Source organism: Metabacillus kandeliae, assembly GCF_021166585.1.
GTDB lineage: Bacteria > Bacillota > Bacilli > Bacillales > Bacillaceae > Metabacillus_B > Metabacillus_B kandeliae.
In genome coordinates this window covers 47735-61761 of record NZ_JAJOZE010000009.1, presented here as the reverse complement: position 1 = coordinate 61761, position 14027 = coordinate 47735, and the positions used below count along the sequence as shown (strand labels likewise).

General features: G+C 43.2%; 17 protein-coding genes. 6 read left to right on the top strand and 11 right to left on the bottom strand.

The genetic code is table 11. The features are described from left to right. Positions 1-94 precede the first annotated feature (94 nt). Both LRR81_RS16215 and LRR81_RS16210 read right to left on the bottom strand, forming a co-directional pair. Positions 95-247 (bottom strand): lmo0937 family membrane protein, encoded by a 153-nt coding sequence (locus LRR81_RS16215; protein ID WP_231790440.1) that lies wholly within the window; start codon positions 245-247, stop codon positions 95-97. A 184-nt stretch (positions 248-431) separates the two neighbouring features. Beyond that, positions 432-779 carry a hypothetical protein gene (locus tag LRR81_RS16210; protein ID WP_231790439.1) on the bottom strand — a complete coding sequence of 116 codons (348 nt, stop codon included), beginning with the start codon at positions 777-779 and terminating at the stop codon, positions 432-434. A gap of 182 nt (positions 780-961) precedes the next feature. Between LRR81_RS16210 and LRR81_RS16205 the strand changes: the two genes are divergently transcribed. Next, entirely contained in the window at positions 962-2140 is a 1179-nt protein-coding gene (locus tag LRR81_RS16205) for a glycosyl hydrolase family 18 protein (RefSeq protein WP_231790438.1), read from the top strand. A gap of 271 nt (positions 2141-2411) precedes the next feature. Here the strand turns inward: LRR81_RS16205 and LRR81_RS16200 are convergent, their stop codons facing one another. Beyond that, complete coding sequence (locus tag LRR81_RS16200) at positions 2412-3491, bottom strand: glucosaminidase domain-containing protein (protein WP_231790437.1); 1080 nt, start codon at positions 3489-3491, stop codon at positions 2412-2414. 214 nt (positions 3492-3705) lie between these two features. Beyond that, positions 3706-4590, bottom strand: a complete 885-nt coding sequence (locus LRR81_RS16195) for a sulfite exporter TauE/SafE family protein (protein WP_231790436.1) — start codon at positions 4588-4590, stop codon at positions 3706-3708. 273 nt (positions 4591-4863) lie between these two features. Between LRR81_RS16195 and LRR81_RS16190 the strand changes: the two genes are divergently transcribed. Next, positions 4864-5160 carry a DUF3817 domain-containing protein gene (locus LRR81_RS16190; protein WP_231790435.1) on the top strand — a complete coding sequence of 99 codons (297 nt, stop codon included), beginning with the start codon at positions 4864-4866 and terminating at the stop codon, positions 5158-5160. 49 nt (positions 5161-5209) lie between these two features. On the opposite strand, the gene sspJ is transcribed toward LRR81_RS16190, so the two are convergent. Next, a complete protein-coding gene (gene sspJ / locus LRR81_RS16185) occupies positions 5210-5365 on the bottom strand; it encodes a small acid-soluble spore protein SspJ (protein WP_231790434.1) in 156 nt (51 codons plus the stop codon). Positions 5366-5525: 160 nt separating this feature from the next. On the opposite strand from sspJ, the gene LRR81_RS16180 reads away from it, so the two are divergent. Both LRR81_RS16180 and LRR81_RS16175 read left to right on the top strand, forming a co-directional pair. Further along, positions 5526-5939, top strand: coding sequence for a MerR family transcriptional regulator (locus tag LRR81_RS16180; protein WP_331716351.1), 414 nt, complete (start codon positions 5526-5528; stop codon positions 5937-5939). Continuing rightward, positions 5940-7097 carry an MFS transporter gene (locus tag LRR81_RS16175; protein ID WP_231790433.1) on the top strand — a complete coding sequence of 386 codons (1158 nt, stop codon included), beginning with the start codon at positions 5940-5942 and terminating at the stop codon, positions 7095-7097. It begins immediately after the preceding gene. Positions 7098-7115: 18 nt separating this feature from the next. Here LRR81_RS16175 and LRR81_RS16170 read toward each other — a convergent pair whose 3' ends face one another. Beyond that, positions 7116-7805, bottom strand: a complete 690-nt coding sequence (locus tag LRR81_RS16170; RefSeq protein WP_231790432.1) for a DUF421 domain-containing protein — start codon at positions 7803-7805, stop codon at positions 7116-7118. Positions 7806-7983: 178 nt separating this feature from the next. On the opposite strand from LRR81_RS16170, the gene LRR81_RS16165 reads away from it, so the two are divergent. Next, positions 7984-8643 (top strand): type 1 glutamine amidotransferase domain-containing protein, encoded by a 660-nt coding sequence (locus LRR81_RS16165; protein ID WP_231790431.1) that lies wholly within the window; start codon positions 7984-7986, stop codon positions 8641-8643. Between the two features lie 479 nt (positions 8644-9122). Here the strand turns inward: LRR81_RS16165 and LRR81_RS16160 are convergent, their stop codons facing one another. From LRR81_RS16160 to LRR81_RS16150, 3 genes are all read right to left on the bottom strand, one after another. Further along, positions 9123-10106: a class F sortase gene (locus LRR81_RS16160; RefSeq protein WP_231790430.1), complete on the bottom strand. Its 984-nt coding sequence runs from the start codon at positions 10104-10106 to the stop codon at positions 9123-9125. A 10-nt stretch (positions 10107-10116) separates the two neighbouring features. Then, positions 10117-11460 carry a copper amine oxidase gene (locus LRR81_RS16155; RefSeq protein WP_231790429.1) on the bottom strand — a complete coding sequence of 448 codons (1344 nt, stop codon included), beginning with the start codon at positions 11458-11460 and terminating at the stop codon, positions 10117-10119. Between the two features lie 121 nt (positions 11461-11581). After that, a complete protein-coding gene (locus tag LRR81_RS16150; protein WP_231790428.1) occupies positions 11582-11926 on the bottom strand; it encodes a DUF3243 domain-containing protein in 345 nt (114 codons plus the stop codon). A 213-nt stretch (positions 11927-12139) separates the two neighbouring features. Here LRR81_RS16150 and LRR81_RS16145 point away from each other — a divergent pair, with 213 nt between their 5' ends. Then, a complete protein-coding gene (locus LRR81_RS16145) occupies positions 12140-12952 on the top strand; it encodes a protein-glutamine gamma-glutamyltransferase (RefSeq protein ID WP_231790427.1) in 813 nt (270 codons plus the stop codon). 52 nt (positions 12953-13004) lie between these two features. Here LRR81_RS16145 and LRR81_RS16140 read toward each other — a convergent pair whose 3' ends face one another. After that, the gene (locus tag LRR81_RS16140) at positions 13005-13259 is read right to left on the bottom strand and encodes a hypothetical protein (protein ID WP_231790426.1); all 255 of its coding nucleotides are present in this window, start codon (positions 13257-13259) and stop codon (positions 13005-13007) included. A gap of 89 nt (positions 13260-13348) precedes the next feature. Then, a complete protein-coding gene (locus LRR81_RS16135) occupies positions 13349-13756 on the bottom strand; it encodes a secondary thiamine-phosphate synthase enzyme YjbQ (protein WP_231790425.1) in 408 nt (135 codons plus the stop codon). Between the last annotated feature and the right edge of the window lie 271 nt (positions 13757-14027).

The window sequence follows — 14027 nt, the reverse complement described above, 5'->3', positions numbered from 1 at the left end:
TTACTATTCCCGCTTTTACCTATTCTTTAAACTGCTTTTTTTGCATAGAAAAAACGGGGTGAAATCCCCGTTTTTATTCGTCAATATACAGCTGTCAGCCTCTCCTTCGCCCTCTTCCCTGAACGAGTTTCACGATAAAAATGATAACTGCTATTACCAGGACGATATTAATTAATCCACCGGCCACTTTAAAAATAAGGCCAAGAATCCAAATGATCAGTAAAATCCAAATGATTGTCCAAAGCATCAGTATTCCTCCCTTCCGTAAGGCTTGTTTAACTGCATCAATATTTAATTCCTGTTTATTTTACCCCAACTGATAAAAATGTAAGCCTTCTTAAGAAATGTGATGCAGCTGCTGAAAATTAACTGTCTAAATAGATGTATACATTCTGACCTTATAAAAAAAGCCCTAATTAAAGGGCCTTTCCTTATTCTTTTTTGTCATTATAATACTGAACGCCATATTGAGATCCTTCATCAACCATTTTGTTATCAGGAACATCTTCCGGATCAGGATGCCCGCTTTTTTCAACCGGGAACGTTTCTGAAGAAGGATTTGTATCATTTTCTGTGTTTGTCAGGCTGGCTTGCTCTTGCTCTTCCTCTTTCCCGCTTTCATCCTGCTTTTCTTTAGAAAACAGTGACATGCATTTGTCAGAGACGCCTTTTACACCTTCTGTAATCTTGCTGCGTCTTGATTTGTCTTTCAGTAGATATGTGGCTGCCCCTACTGTTGCGACACCGACTCCTGATAAGATTAGTCCATTTCTTTTCATATCCTATCGCTCCTCTCAAAAAATAATGCTGTTTGAATGATTAATACCCGGACGCATTCCTTTTAAACTCCCTTCCTTTTCCAAGTTAGCCAGCGGCCACACTTTGGAAAATATGACCTTTTTTCACAAGAGCAAATATTTACACACAGGATAGGGACGATAAGGAAAAAAGGAGTGATACGATGAAAAAGCTCTCTTGCCTTCTTCTTGGGGTTTCTTTAATCCTTTCAGGCTGCGGGGAAATGGGAAAAGCGGGAAAAGACCCGAAGCAAGGCTCCCTTAACCAAGCAGAAACCGTTAATCCCAAGCCGCGTGTTGATCAAATCAGCACAAACCATAAAAAGCCTGCAGAAGTAAATCCGGCTGATACTGCCTACAAAAAACAAAAGATCGAAAGCATCGGTTTTCTGGAACCTGTTGATGCTAAAAAAGCTGCAGAGGAAATTAATAATACCGGACCTCTTCTTTCTTACACAGCTTTTTTCAGCTACAGGGCAAAGAAGGACGGCAGCCTTATTCCATTAAATGATGCTATTCCGCTTAAAGCAGCCAAAAAAACAGGCACCGCCCCAATGATGGTGCTGACGAATTTTACAGAAGGCAATTTTTCTCCTGAAGTAGCCCACAATATTTTCACGAATAAAGCAGCTTCAAAGAATTTGATTGCCGGCGTAATCCATACCATGCAAACAAAAGGATATAAAGCCCTTAACATTGATTTTGAACATATTAAAGAAAAAGACAGGGAGCTTTATAACGGTTTTCTGGAAACCATTATTCCAAAGCTTCATGAAAAAGGGTACCTTGTCTCTACGGCATTAGCACCAAAATCAAGTGACAAACAAGCCGGCCCCTGGCACGGCGCGCATGACTATAAAAAGCACGGCGAGCTCGCTGATTTTGTTATTCTGATGACCTATGAATGGGGCTGGTCAGGCGGTCCTCCGATGGCCGTTTCCCCAATTCAGCAAGTAAGGAAAGTGGTAGAATACGCCCTTACCGTTATCCCAAAAGAAAAGATCATTATGGGGGCGCCGCTATACGGCTATGATTGGACTCTGCCTTATAAAAAAGGGAACCCTTCCGCTAAACGAATTTCACCGGCAGATGCTGAATCACTTGCCTATAAAGAAGGCGCTGAAATTAAATTCGATAACGAAACACAGTCTCCTTACTACAATTACAAGGATGCAGCCGGAAAAAGCCATGTTGTCTGGTTTGAAAATCAGCAAAGCGCTCAGGCTAAATTTGAACAGATTAAGGATTATAAGCTGAGAGGCATCGCCTATTGGGTACTTGGAGAACCTTTTCCTGAAAATTGGTCACTATTGAAAGAGCAATTTGTTATTAAAAAACATTAAAGCACTTAAAAAAATAGACATTTGATTTCCCAGACGGCTTCGCTTTCCGCGGGCGTGCCGGGGAGCCTCCTCAGCGCTTAAGCGCCTGCGGGGTCTACCCTGTCCCGTACTCCCAAAGGAGTCTTCGCCGTCAACTGCGTTCTTTTACCTTGGCCGAATTTATTTAAACATGCGCCTTTTTGAAAAAAACATCTTAGGCATCCCCTCTTTCTGAAGGTCTTACTTGATTTCAATAAAAAGGACTCCCTTCTCTTAAAGGAGTCCTTCATTATTAATTAGAATACGTCATCAATGCTTTATTGTAGGTAATGGTGTATTGATTGCCTAAATCAAGCTTCTTGCCTTCAATACCGTATACTCTGAAGGAATCCCCTTTAGCAAGGGTTTTATTAGGATTCCCCTGCTGATCATATAAAACTGTATCAGCGCCAAGCTTAATGGTTCCAACAAAGTAAGTAGGATTTGAACTTTTAGGTACATAATAGCCGCCGCCTACATAGTAATTGGCCTCATCAAATGAATACACTCTCAGCGCTTCTCCAGGAATAATTTTTCTGGAGATTTTTTTGTCAGGGCCATATAAGTAAGTATCGGATTTTTTAATCAGTGCACGCCCTATGGCAATGGCCATTTTGCTGCTGTCAGCTTCGATCGTATAGCCTCCGCCTGTATCGTAAGCTTTGCCGATTACTCCATACACTCTCGCAGTACTTCCTCTTTTCATCCATTTATACACTATGCCATTTGGGGAAAGAAGCGGAACATCCTTTGAGAAATACAGCATGCCGACCGGCAGGGAATGACCTGAAGGCAGCGTTACGTTTGGTATGGTTAGCGTCATCGACGCCATGGCGCTGTAAATAGTCATGATGTTTTGGCCGTAGTTGTTGCCAGGCACAGCCCATTTTCCATTCAAGTCTGTCCATACTTCTGCTACACCCCGTCTGACAAGAGAGAAACGCGGATCAGCGAGTTCGGTTTCAAGCGGAAGCGTTGAAGCATAGGCTTTTAAGTGCTGAATGTGAGCCCGCACTCCTTCTTCCGGTGTTGCAAAGAAAGCACCTTTGACGCCTCCTCCAACGGTTCCAATTCCTGCGTAATTGTTTTGTGCAGGAATTACGTCGCCTCCGAAAGCAAAATAACCTGTTTCATGGATAGCCTGCGCAAAGGCTGCATCGCCTCTGATTCCTTCCTTGCTGCCTATTTCCAAATATAGATCGGCAAGCTGGTATATACTTATACCCATTATTGCCGGAAAGGGATTGTTCATGAGCACGTAGTCTCCGAGCTGCTGTGAAGTCAGCTGGGATTGTCCTGTAATCGTAAGGGATTCTGCTTTAGCTTTTGCCATATTTCCTCCACTAATTGGAAAAATACAGAAGAATAACAATAAAGCCAAAGATGCTGCTAAAGATTTTTTCACTTTGTACGCTCCTTTTTTGAAATATAAGACACAGGGCCTATTATAACAAAAAGGAGACCAGTATTATGGTATTTTATGAGATTAATTGAAAAACTTTGGATTTTTTTAAATGAATAACAAGTCTTTAGTCCTGATCCTGTTGTTACATAGCTGATTCAAAGTGCTTTGATTGCCGGTTTTTAAACACGGCAAATCCCAGAGCGGCAGCCCAAACAGCAATAATAAGCGTATAAAACACGGGATGAAGCGATTTTTCCGGCACCCATGTCTGCATAAGTGTCCGTGAGTTAATAAGCAGAATAAAGCCTCCGACAAGCACACCGAGCAGCTTGGCAGGAATTTTCCGTACAAGATAGGCAGCAATCGGGGCGGCAATCAGCCCGCCGGTCATAAGGGCGCCCACCCATAGCCAATTAACCTGCTCCCAGCCAAGGGATATAATAAAGCCGATTGAAGCAGAAACGGAGATGGCAAATTCGCTTGTGTCCACCGTTCCAACTACTTTTCTTGCAGAAGACCCCTTTTTAGAAAGCAGAACAGGTGTGGCAATAGGACCCCAGCCGCCCCCGCCTGTTGCATCGGCAAAGCCGGCAATCAATCCAAGAGGGATCGCTCCTTTCTTGGAAAGGCTGAGCTTTTCCTTTATTTCCTTTTCTTCTTTTACAAGAAATAAAAAGCGGATGAGCACATAGAGCCCAAGAAGCAGAAGAAAAATGGAGATATATGGCTTTGCCAAATCTCCTGAAATACTGCTTAAAAAGCATGCTCCGATAAATGCACCGATAGATCCCGGGATAATCAGTTTGTAAACCGCTTCTTTGTCTACATTTCCAAATTTCAAGTGCGAGATGCCGGATGCAGCTGTTGTGACGACTTCAGCCAAATGGACTGACGCAGAAGCAGCAGCAGGAACAACCCCAAAAGCAAGCAGAAGCGAGGTTGACGTAACCCCGTAAGCCATGCCAAGCGACCCGTCAATCAGCTGTGCCAGCAGTCCGACAATAATAAAGACAATCAGTTTTTTCAAAATGCTTTTCCCCCTTAGCTTTCCAGAATTTTTAATGCTGGTAACAGTAAAAAAATCCTCTATGCATCACCTGCACAAAGGACCTTCGGTTTTCCGATCAGTCTGGGGATTTTTCAACTCTTTTAAGCATTATATTCTGAGAATTCTGATGAGTCAACTATGTTTTAGGTTATTATTTTTCGTACAACTTTATGAACATTGGCCAAGAATGATAATTTCTTTCCCTTGCCATGTATATAATGAAGAAGAATCCTGTCCTGCGGAGGTACATACATGCTGAATTCACCGATTGAAAGATTAAAGTTAATCGGAACGATTGAGGGAATTTCTTTCATTGTCCTGCTTGCCATTGCCATGCCATTGAAATATGCTGCGGGATTCCCGCTGGCTGTGACCATTGTCGGCGGTCTTCATGGACTCTTTTTTGTCCTGTTTCTGCTGGCTGTTGCAAATGCTGCCATTGCCCATAAGTGGTCATTGCTCGCTGCATTTGGAGCTGTGATTGCTTCTATTATCCCCTTTGGGACGTTTGTGCTGAATTCAAAATTGAACAAACGACAGACTGTATAAGGCTATTCTGAAGAAAAATGCGGTTCCAGCTGGAACCGCATTTTTTGCATTACATTTTAGAAGAATCACTTTCATTCTTTTTATTTTCAACTGCTTCTTTTAGCGGATCTCCTTGAAGAGCTTGTTCAGCTTCCTGGAGAGAAGATTGAAGTGCTTCATTGTTCTCCGGTTTTGATTCTTTGTTATCTCTTCCGAACAATTTCATTTCTTTCACCCCTTCCTAAAGGTGCCTTATCCTACATTTGTAATATGAGAAAGATGGTTTCCAAATATACACGTTATTTTCTTCCTGATGCTGGGATCTTGACAAAATCTAACGTTAACGTTAAGGTTAGATATGTGATTATTTTATAAAGAGGTGACAGATCCTGCTGAAAAAAATAGATGATGCGGCAAAAGAAACCGGTCTGACTAAGAGGGCGATCCGCTATTATGAGCAGATCGGTCTTATTCATGTTCCTGAGCGGTCTGATGGCGGTACAAGGCTTTATACGGAAACAGATATTGAACGTCTGAAAAAAGTAGTTCTTGCTAAGGAAATTCTCGGTTTTTCACTGCAGGAGCTGCAGCAGTTCCTGGATTTGCACGATACTGTTGATCCGAAAAATGGCGGTCCATCAAGTCAAGACCGCGCAGAGCTTGAAAAAGTTTCTGATGGTATAGAAAATCAAATTTCTATGATTGAGGACAAAATGGCGCGAATGCAGCAATTCAAAGACGATTTGCAGGAGCTCTCAGACAGAGTCAAACAATACTTAACAGCAGAGGAGAATAAGTAGATGGAAAACAATCAAACATTGGCCAGATGGATTACTGTTTTTGCAGCATTTCTGGCTTTTATGGGAATCGGCGTAGTTGATCCGATTCTGCCTGCGATTGCCGAACAAATCGGTGCAAAGCATTGGCAGGTTGAAATGCTCTTTACTTCCTATATCCTGACGATGGCCGTGATGATGATTCCTGCCGGCATTTTCGCAAGCCGGTTCGGTGATAAGCGAATGATGGCGATTGGACTTGCCATTGTAACTGTTTTTGCACTTATATGCGGTTTTTCAAACGGTATTACAGAACTTTCTTTATTCAGAGCTGGGTGGGGCTTTGGAAACAGCATGTTCTTCGCTACTGCCATGACTCTTTTAATCGCTTTAACTCCCCAGGCTCATACGGCGATCGGTTTGTATGAAGCAGCAATAGGACTTGGCATGGCAGGCGGACCGCTTGTTGGCGGTGTTCTTGGCGGCAGTTCTTGGAGATATCCATTCATGGCGACAAGCGTATTAATTTTTGTTGCCTTTATCCTTGTAATTTTCTTTATTAAGGATCCCGGCAAAGGCAAGCAAAGGAAGGCTGCAGGCTTTAAAGAAATGGGCAAGCTGTTTAAGTTTAAGCCTTTCTTTAAAACTGCCATTGGCGGAATGCTTTACTACTATGGCTTTTTCGTGGTGCTTGCTTATTCTCCTCTTGTCGTAAAGCTTTCTACTATTCAGATAGGGCTTGTATTTTTCGGCTGGGGATTGTGTCTTGCGTATGGATCGGCTATTTTATCCCATCAGCTGGAGAAAAAATGGGCAGCCAAACAGATTCTTCCGTTCAGCCTAGCAGCCTTTGTGCTGTTTCTGCTGCTTCTGTTCCTTATTCCATCCACACCAGCGATGGTTGTCTTGATTATTTTGTCAGGTCTTGCTTCCGGTTTAAACAATGCTCTTTTCACAAGCCATGTGATGGAAGCACCTTTTGAACGAAGCATCACATCTGGCGGCTACAACTTCCTCCGCTGGCTTGGAGCTGCGATTGCCCCTGTACTCTCAGGTGTGATCGGACAGTCAGTTTCTGCAAGAGCGCCGTTTTTAATGGCAGCCATTTTATCGGTCATTGCGTTCTTTATTGTACGCTCAACCGTAAAAGAACCTGTTGAAGAAGAGTTACTGCAAGATTAAAGAAAGTGAAGCCGAAGATTAATCGGCTTCACTTTTTTTTTGAACAAAAAGAGAGCCGTCTTCCTGAAGTTCCGCATACAGCACTTCATCATATCCAGCCGCCCCTTTTTCCCAAAGCTTATTTTGCAGCCATTCTTCTGAGACAGCTGCTTCTTCCAGATTTTTTTTCACAAGCTTTCCGTCTGCAATCAGTTCTGCCGGCAGAAACTTTCTTTTTTTATGAAGATGAAAATCAGATTTTACGGTGTTTTCATACTCCATCTTTTTCAATATACTCAATTTGCCATTCGGTTCAAGAATGGCATAATCTGCTTCCTGAATAGAAAAAATCCCCTTATCCCTCAAGAGCATTGTTAAATCATCAATGTTTAATCTGTTGGAGATTAGTGATTTTTCAATCAGCCTGCCGTCTTTTATCAATATGGTTGGCTCGCCATCAAGGAGAATCCTTGTTTTGGAGGACTTCAGCGCCAGGTATTCAATGCCGATTGCTAGTAAAGTCCACAGCACAAGGCCCATGATGCCGTCAGCCAAATTTATATCGCGATGAACGACCATATCCCCTGCAATATTTCCAAGTGCAATGCCAGTGATATAGTTGAACATCGTTATTTGGCTGAGCTGCTTTTTGCCAATTAGGCGCGTTAATATTAAAAGAACAAAAAAACCAGCAAACGTTCTGCCGAGTGTTATTGCAAAATGGTCCACTCCATCGTCCCCCTTTTGCTTCTTCATGGTAGCATTTGCATAGACAGACAAGCTCATACTGCTGTTCAGAATAGTGCTCCTCCGAAAGTCTCGAAATCCAAAATGCTGGAAAAACACGTTTATTTTTTGAGAATAGGGTTAAATTCTATATATCCTGTATACAAAAGGTGGAGTTAACATGAAAAAGGTATTGATGGTTTTAACAAACGCAAGCAAAATTGATGACAAAACGGAAACAGGTCTATGGCTTTCTGAATTTGCCGAGCCCTATAATGAATTTAAAACCAGAGGATATCAAGTAACAGCAGCCAGTCCTGAAGGCGGCAGAATTCCAATTGACCAAAACAGCGTAGAAGATCAGATCCCTGACGCCTTCAATGAAGCAATCGAGGTCCTGCAAAACACCGAAGTGCTTGCAGCAGTTAATGTAAACGACTATAACGGCATATTTCTTCCAGGCGGCCACGGCACCATGTTTGATCTGCCTGACCACCAGCCTTTAAAAAATGCCCTGCAGCACTTTGCCGACCATAACAAAGTAATCGGCGCTGTTTGCCATGGCCCGGCTGGGTTCGTCAATACGAAAAGATCTAACGGCAGATGGCTCGTGGATGGCGTCAGCATGACCGGCTTTACTAACGAAGAAGAGCAGCAAACTGGATTGGTTCCTAAAATGCCGTTTTTACTGGAATCCCGATTAAGAGAACAAGGAGCTAAATTTGAAGGAGCAGCAGCCTACACTGACCATGTCATCACAGACGGCAACTTCGTCACAGGCCAAAACCCCCAATCCAGTCAATCAGCAGCAGAAGCCTTTGCGGAGGTACTGGGGAAATAGAAAAGCGCAAGCCGCTCGTTCAGCCCCGACAAGCATAAGACGGACAGCCGGAGAAAGGCGACTTTTCCTTTCTCTGGATGACCAGCTTATGACCTCGAGGGGCTAGCGGCTGCAGCTGGACAAATAGAAAAGCGCAAGCCGCTCGTTCAGCCCCGACAAGCATAAGACGGACAGCCGGAGAAAGGCGACTTTTCCTTTCTCTGGATGACCGGCTTATGACCTCGAGGGGCTAGCGGCTGCAGCTGGACAAATAGAAAAGCGCAAGCCGCTCGTTCAGCGCCGACAAGCGCTGAACAACCAAAATCACAATCAATAATATAAAAAAGCTGATGGATGCCTTATTTCCATCAGCTTTTTTGCTTATATACAAAAGAAGTACCGCAAAAATGCAGCACCCTTAAATATTTCTTTCTAATAACACCGTATCGCCCGCTGCACCGCTGTTACCTTAGCTGACTCTGCATCACTAAGGATAATCTTTATTCCTCACCGCTCCCTTTCACCGTTTCAGAAGGAGCAGATTCCTGTCCATATCGGTCAACAGCCGTAATGTAATAGCTGCTGTCCGCCTGCATTTTGGTGTCAGCAATGTTCTTCCTTTCGTAGGCAGATACGCTGGCCATCTGGTGATAGATGCCGCTGTTTTTTTCCATCTTGTAAACTCTGTAGCCGATGATGTTTTGATTGCGGACGGCATACCACGAAACAAAGCCGCCTGCTGCTTTTACGTTCGAAGGGCTTTCTGGCTTCAGTACTTTTTGGGCTATTTCGGATTGTTGATCCTGTGCCAGCTCCGTGTACACGACAAGCCTTTCTTCATGAGTATGCTGCTCTTTGTTGAATAAGCCTGTACAAGTAATCAGATTAAGGTTTCTTTTTTCCGTTTCTCCAAAGATTTCTTTAAGCGGAGCTTGATCTTTTGGATAACTCACAAGTTCTTTTACAATATAGGTCAGTGTGAAGCCATTTTGGTCTGATACGTTGACTTCATCGCCTTTTTTAAGTTTCTTTAAGCTGTAAAAAACAGCTGGACCTGTTTTGCTGTCCACATGCCCATCAATGACAGCGTTGCCTTTGTTTCCCGGTTTTGTTCCAGGTTCATACCAGGCGGCATTCTGGAGATCAGCAGGAACGCCCATTTGCCCGTTTGCAAGTGTTCCTGTCTCTTCAATATCCGCCTCAATTCCAGCTTTAGGGATGGAGAGTTTTGCTGGATAAATGCCTTCGAATTTTTCATTGAGCAGCGGGGTTTCTTTTATTTTTTTGATGCGCGGAAATTCCTCTTCAAGTGACAGCCTTGTTTTTTCTATTCTTGGCTTCAGATTCTTCTCCTTGTATACAGGAGGGGTGTTTTCCTCTGCTGCACCGCTTGTTTGCAAATACTTATCTGAAACAAAAGAATAGGCGCTGAAAAGAAAGACTGAAAGGAAAACAGCATAGGCAATCCGTACGAACCACTTCACCAAAACCACCTCAACTCATTTTTCGGAAGCTGTGCCTTTTTTGATACAGAACTCCTGCTGTCAAGATAACCAGAGCAGTCAGGGAGACGGCCATCAAAGAAAGAGAGCGGCTGGCTTCTTCAGATTGTGATGCTCCTCCAAAGCCTGTTTTCGGCATTCCGCTTGGCATTGAGGAGGAGGATCCTGTGTATTTGTCAGGCATCTGTGACGCAATGGCATTTGAAAGTGTTTTGGCGGCTTCAAACATAAATGCATAGCCTTCTCTAAAAGAACGATACGATGCTGCATAGTCTTTTGAAACATAATTATCAAAGGCTTTGATAATTGAATTTTCATGTTTCAAAATTGCAGCCTGTGCGTCTTTCTCAGAAAGTCTTTCACCAGTGGCTTCGCTGAGAAAGGTTCCAAACTTTTTAGAAAAATTCATTAGTTTACCTTTAGCTGCCTGTTCTTTTTGCTGATCACCTTCAGCAGCAGCTGCGGCTAATTCGCCTTGTGCAATGATGTGATCAGACTGCCAGATTTTCTCAAACTGCATGCCTGCTTTATTGCCGTAAATAGCTGAAATGGTTTTTTTAAAATCCATCGTGTGCTGGTCCTCTGCCCAGTTCACAAAGTCATAATCTGCAGCCCCATCGTATCCTTTTTGCAGTCCGAGCGCTGCCAGAGCCGTGTGTTCAGCTGTCAGACTGCTGAGGCTGGAACGAAGGTCTGCAGCTTTTGTATCAGATGATGCGAATTTTTCTGGCATTTGGGCAGTAATGGCTCCAGAAAGGGCTTTGCTGATGGTAAACATTCTGCCGAATCCTTCTCTGAATGATTGATAGGCCTGCTTGTAGTCCCCTTCAGCATAGCTCTCAAAGGTTTTCTGAACATCCTCTTCATGTGCCAAAAGAGCTTTTTTAGCGGTTTCTTTCGTAAGTTTCCCGCCTGTCGCTTTTTCCAAAAAGACAGAGAATTCTTTTGTAAACTGGTTAATATCATCCTTTGCTTCCGCCGCAGCCTGCTGATCCTTTTGCTTAGCAGCCATGGCCAGGCTCTTTGTATAACCGTTATGGCTTCCGAAAATTTTACCGAATTGCTCAGCACCTTCCTTGCCGTAAAGCTTCTCAATTGCTGGCACCATATCTTCTGCATTTTGCTGCAGTGCTGCCTGCACCTGTTCTGCATCAGGTGCTCCCTCATATTCTTTCGTCATGGACATGACAGCCAGGACAAAGTGTTCGGATAAAAGCTGATCCAGCCCTGACCTTAACTCTGCCGCAGGTGCTTCAGCCGGTTTTTCGGCTGCAAAGGCTGCAGCAGGAATAAGCAGCAGAAAGAAGGCTGCTAGAGCAATCAATCCTCTTTTCATGTTTAGTTCCACTCCTTGAATAGGCTATTTATTAATAAAAACGAAAGAAAGATGAATTAGGATCACTGCAGCAGGCATGAAAGCAAAAAAAAGTGCTCCAATTAAGGAGCACCTCTGTTCTTTAGCCTTTATTCTTCACCATGTTGACGAGCATATGTGACAGCTGGTGCTGCTGCTCTTTGTTTCCTGCATTCCAAAGCTCTCTAAGCAAGTATTCCTCACGATTTTTAGGTTCTTTATGCTCTGCCAGATAGCCGGCAATTTTTTCGGCAGTTACGGCCAGCTGTTCTTCCGATAAGCCAAGCTTTTCGCCAAGTTCAATTCTTTCATTTAAATAACTGACAAACTGATTAAAGTTCTGCAGAATTTCTTCTGATCTTTCATTGCTGATCCTGCCCATTACATCGCGCACTTCAGACGGATCCACTTCACCCTGTTTATTAACCATGTGATTATTTTCATTCATGTTTCTGATCCTCCTTGAACAGTCCATTTACTGGTTTCTTAATATGTAAATAACCTTTATCACTGTTTTATAAACGCCGACAGGGCATTTTACTGTAGTTTGCACTAATCCGTTTTCTTGCATGCGGACATTCACAAATGCAGGTAAAAAGCATAAGGTATGAACAGCTACTATAAGGCAGATGCCTATCTGCGAAGCTTGGAGGCTGTCATTATGATTCTTATAAACCGAAACTTAGTTGGCCCTGAACAAATGGGGGGATTGGCAAAAACAGAGCTTCAAAAGGAAATATTTTCTAAAATGAACAGCTATGAAGAAATATATGCTTACGACAATGCGGAACAGCTTCAATTTGAATTACAGATGAGGCAAAGGGTTGTCGGGGCTGCACGGGATTTGAACAAAAGCGGGGTTCTTTTTGAAATATTTCAAAACTCTTATGCCAATCGAAAGCTGTGGAAAGTGTCTTCGCACGGGGCGTTTTTTTTAAAACCCGGTGTAACGCCAGCCGAGGGCATCAGAGACATTTTTCAGAATGGCTCAAAATATGCTTTTGAATGTGCGACTGCTATGACCATCGTTTTGTATAAAGCTGCACTGGACAGCATCAGCGAGCAGCAGTTCAACCGGCTTTTTGATGGCCTTGTGCTGTATGACTGGCACACGGATGATGACCTTGGACTTTATACAACAAAAGGAAATAACTTTGTACCGGGCGATGTGCTGTATTTTAATAATCCGGACTTTAGTCCTGAAACACCGCAATGGAGAGGAGAAAATGTCATTGATCTTGGCAATGGCAAGTATTATGGCCACGGGATCGGGATCGACAGTGCTGAAGGCATGATCCGGCAGCTGAATTCTTATAGAAAGCCTTATGCGATTCAAAGCGCTTATTTATTTTCCCAGGTTTCAAAACCGGATTATAAATACCTTTCTTATTTTCAAAACAGAGATGGAAATATCGTGTTTCTGGAAGACAGCCGGATTGTAACTAAAATTGGTTCTCATACTTGGGCAATATAAAAAGCCTATTCGCTGTATTAAGCGAATAGGCATAAACAGAGCTGATCAGAGCTTAGAAACGCTGTTCAGAAGAGGTGGGATTTTTTCTCTTCTTATACCAGCTTTCCCTGCCAAAATGCTTGTTGGCGAGCATTTCCATTTCCTCCAGATCAGCTTTCGTCACAATAGGATCCCGCTCATCCCACGTTACATAGCGGACAAAAAAGTAATTTTTGATAGGATACAGCATCGCTTTGGAATGAGGAAATGTGGAAAAAACAAATTCGACTCTGCCCCTTTTTTTGTAGGAGTAATCAATTATTTCCATTAATCATCACCACTACCAGTTTAGTAGATTATAAAGAAATTACAAGTTTAAATGGGCTGATTTTCTGAAAATCTGATCTCCTCACTGAACTATGCCTGGTCCGCCTGCAGCTTGATATAATAAGTCCTCTCTCTTGGGCCGTCAAATTCACAGAAATAAATTCCCTGCCATGTTCCAAGCAAAAGGTTTCCTTCTGCAACAATGATCGTTTGGGACGGACCAACAGTGCTTGCCTTTAAATGAGCAGCTGTATTGCCTTCAGCATGTCTGTCTTCCGGGTGCTCCCACGGATACACTTCCTCAAAACGGCGGATCATGTCTTTTTTTACGTCCGGATCTGCATTTTCATTAATGGTTATCCCCGCAGTTGTGTGAGGGCAGTAAACGGTAACTGTCCCCTCCTTTATCCCGGCATTTTTCACTTCCTGCCGGACTGTCTTGGTTACTTCAATAAATTCAGAATGCTTGCTTGTCCGAAGGGTATGTTTTTTCAGCATGGTATCATCCTCCTTTAATGAAAGATTACCCGAGTTTTAAGAAAAATATCGTTACTCTTCAGATAGTTTAAATTAAAACTCTGTAAAATTTGGCTGTTGATTTCCGTTTCAGGCGTTCGCTTTCCGCGGGGCGGGCGGCAAGCCTCCTCGCCGCTTCGCTTCTGCTTAGGTCTCACCTGTCCCGCTGCTCCCGCAGGAGTCTCCCGCCTGCCACTCCCACTCCAATCAACAGGTGCTCAAAAATCAACATTCTCCTTTAACATAGCCTAAA

Excerpts from the sequence above, each read along its gene's own strand:
- LRR81_RS16210 (WP_231790439.1), bottom strand. The coding sequence starts at position 779 with ATGAAAAGAAATGGACTAATCTTATCAGGAGTCGGTGTCGCAACAGTA.
- LRR81_RS16135 (WP_231790425.1), bottom strand. The coding sequence starts at position 13,756 with ATGCTGAAAAAACATACCCTTCGGACAAGCAAGCATTCTGAATTTATT.
- LRR81_RS16155 (WP_231790429.1), bottom strand. The coding sequence starts at position 11,460 with ATGAAAAGAGGATTGATTGCTCTAGCAGCCTTCTTTCTGCTGCTTATT.
- sspJ (WP_231790434.1), bottom strand. The coding sequence starts at position 5,365 with ATGAAATTGTTCGGAAGAGATAACAAAGAATCAAAACCGGAGAACAAT.
- LRR81_RS16150 (WP_231790428.1), bottom strand. The coding sequence starts at position 11,926 with ATGAATGAAAATAATCACATGGTTAATAAACAGGGTGAAGTGGATCCG.
- LRR81_RS16165 (WP_231790431.1), top strand. The coding sequence starts at position 7,984 with ATGAAAAAGGTATTGATGGTTTTAACAAACGCAAGCAAAATTGATGAC.
- LRR81_RS16145 (WP_231790427.1), top strand. The coding sequence starts at position 12,140 with ATGATTCTTATAAACCGAAACTTAGTTGGCCCTGAACAAATGGGGGGA.
- LRR81_RS16215 (WP_231790440.1), bottom strand. The coding sequence starts at position 247 with ATGCTTTGGACAATCATTTGGATTTTACTGATCATTTGGATTCTTGGC.
- LRR81_RS16200 (WP_231790437.1), bottom strand. The coding sequence starts at position 3,491 with ATGGCAAAAGCTAAAGCAGAATCCCTTACGATTACAGGACAATCCCAG.
- LRR81_RS16190 (WP_231790435.1), top strand. The coding sequence starts at position 4,864 with ATGCTGAATTCACCGATTGAAAGATTAAAGTTAATCGGAACGATTGAG.
- LRR81_RS16205 (WP_231790438.1), top strand. The coding sequence starts at position 962 with ATGAAAAAGCTCTCTTGCCTTCTTCTTGGGGTTTCTTTAATCCTTTCA.
- LRR81_RS16140 (WP_231790426.1), bottom strand. The coding sequence starts at position 13,259 with ATGGAAATAATTGATTACTCCTACAAAAAAAGGGGCAGAGTCGAATTT.
- LRR81_RS16175 (WP_231790433.1), top strand. The coding sequence starts at position 5,940 with ATGGAAAACAATCAAACATTGGCCAGATGGATTACTGTTTTTGCAGCA.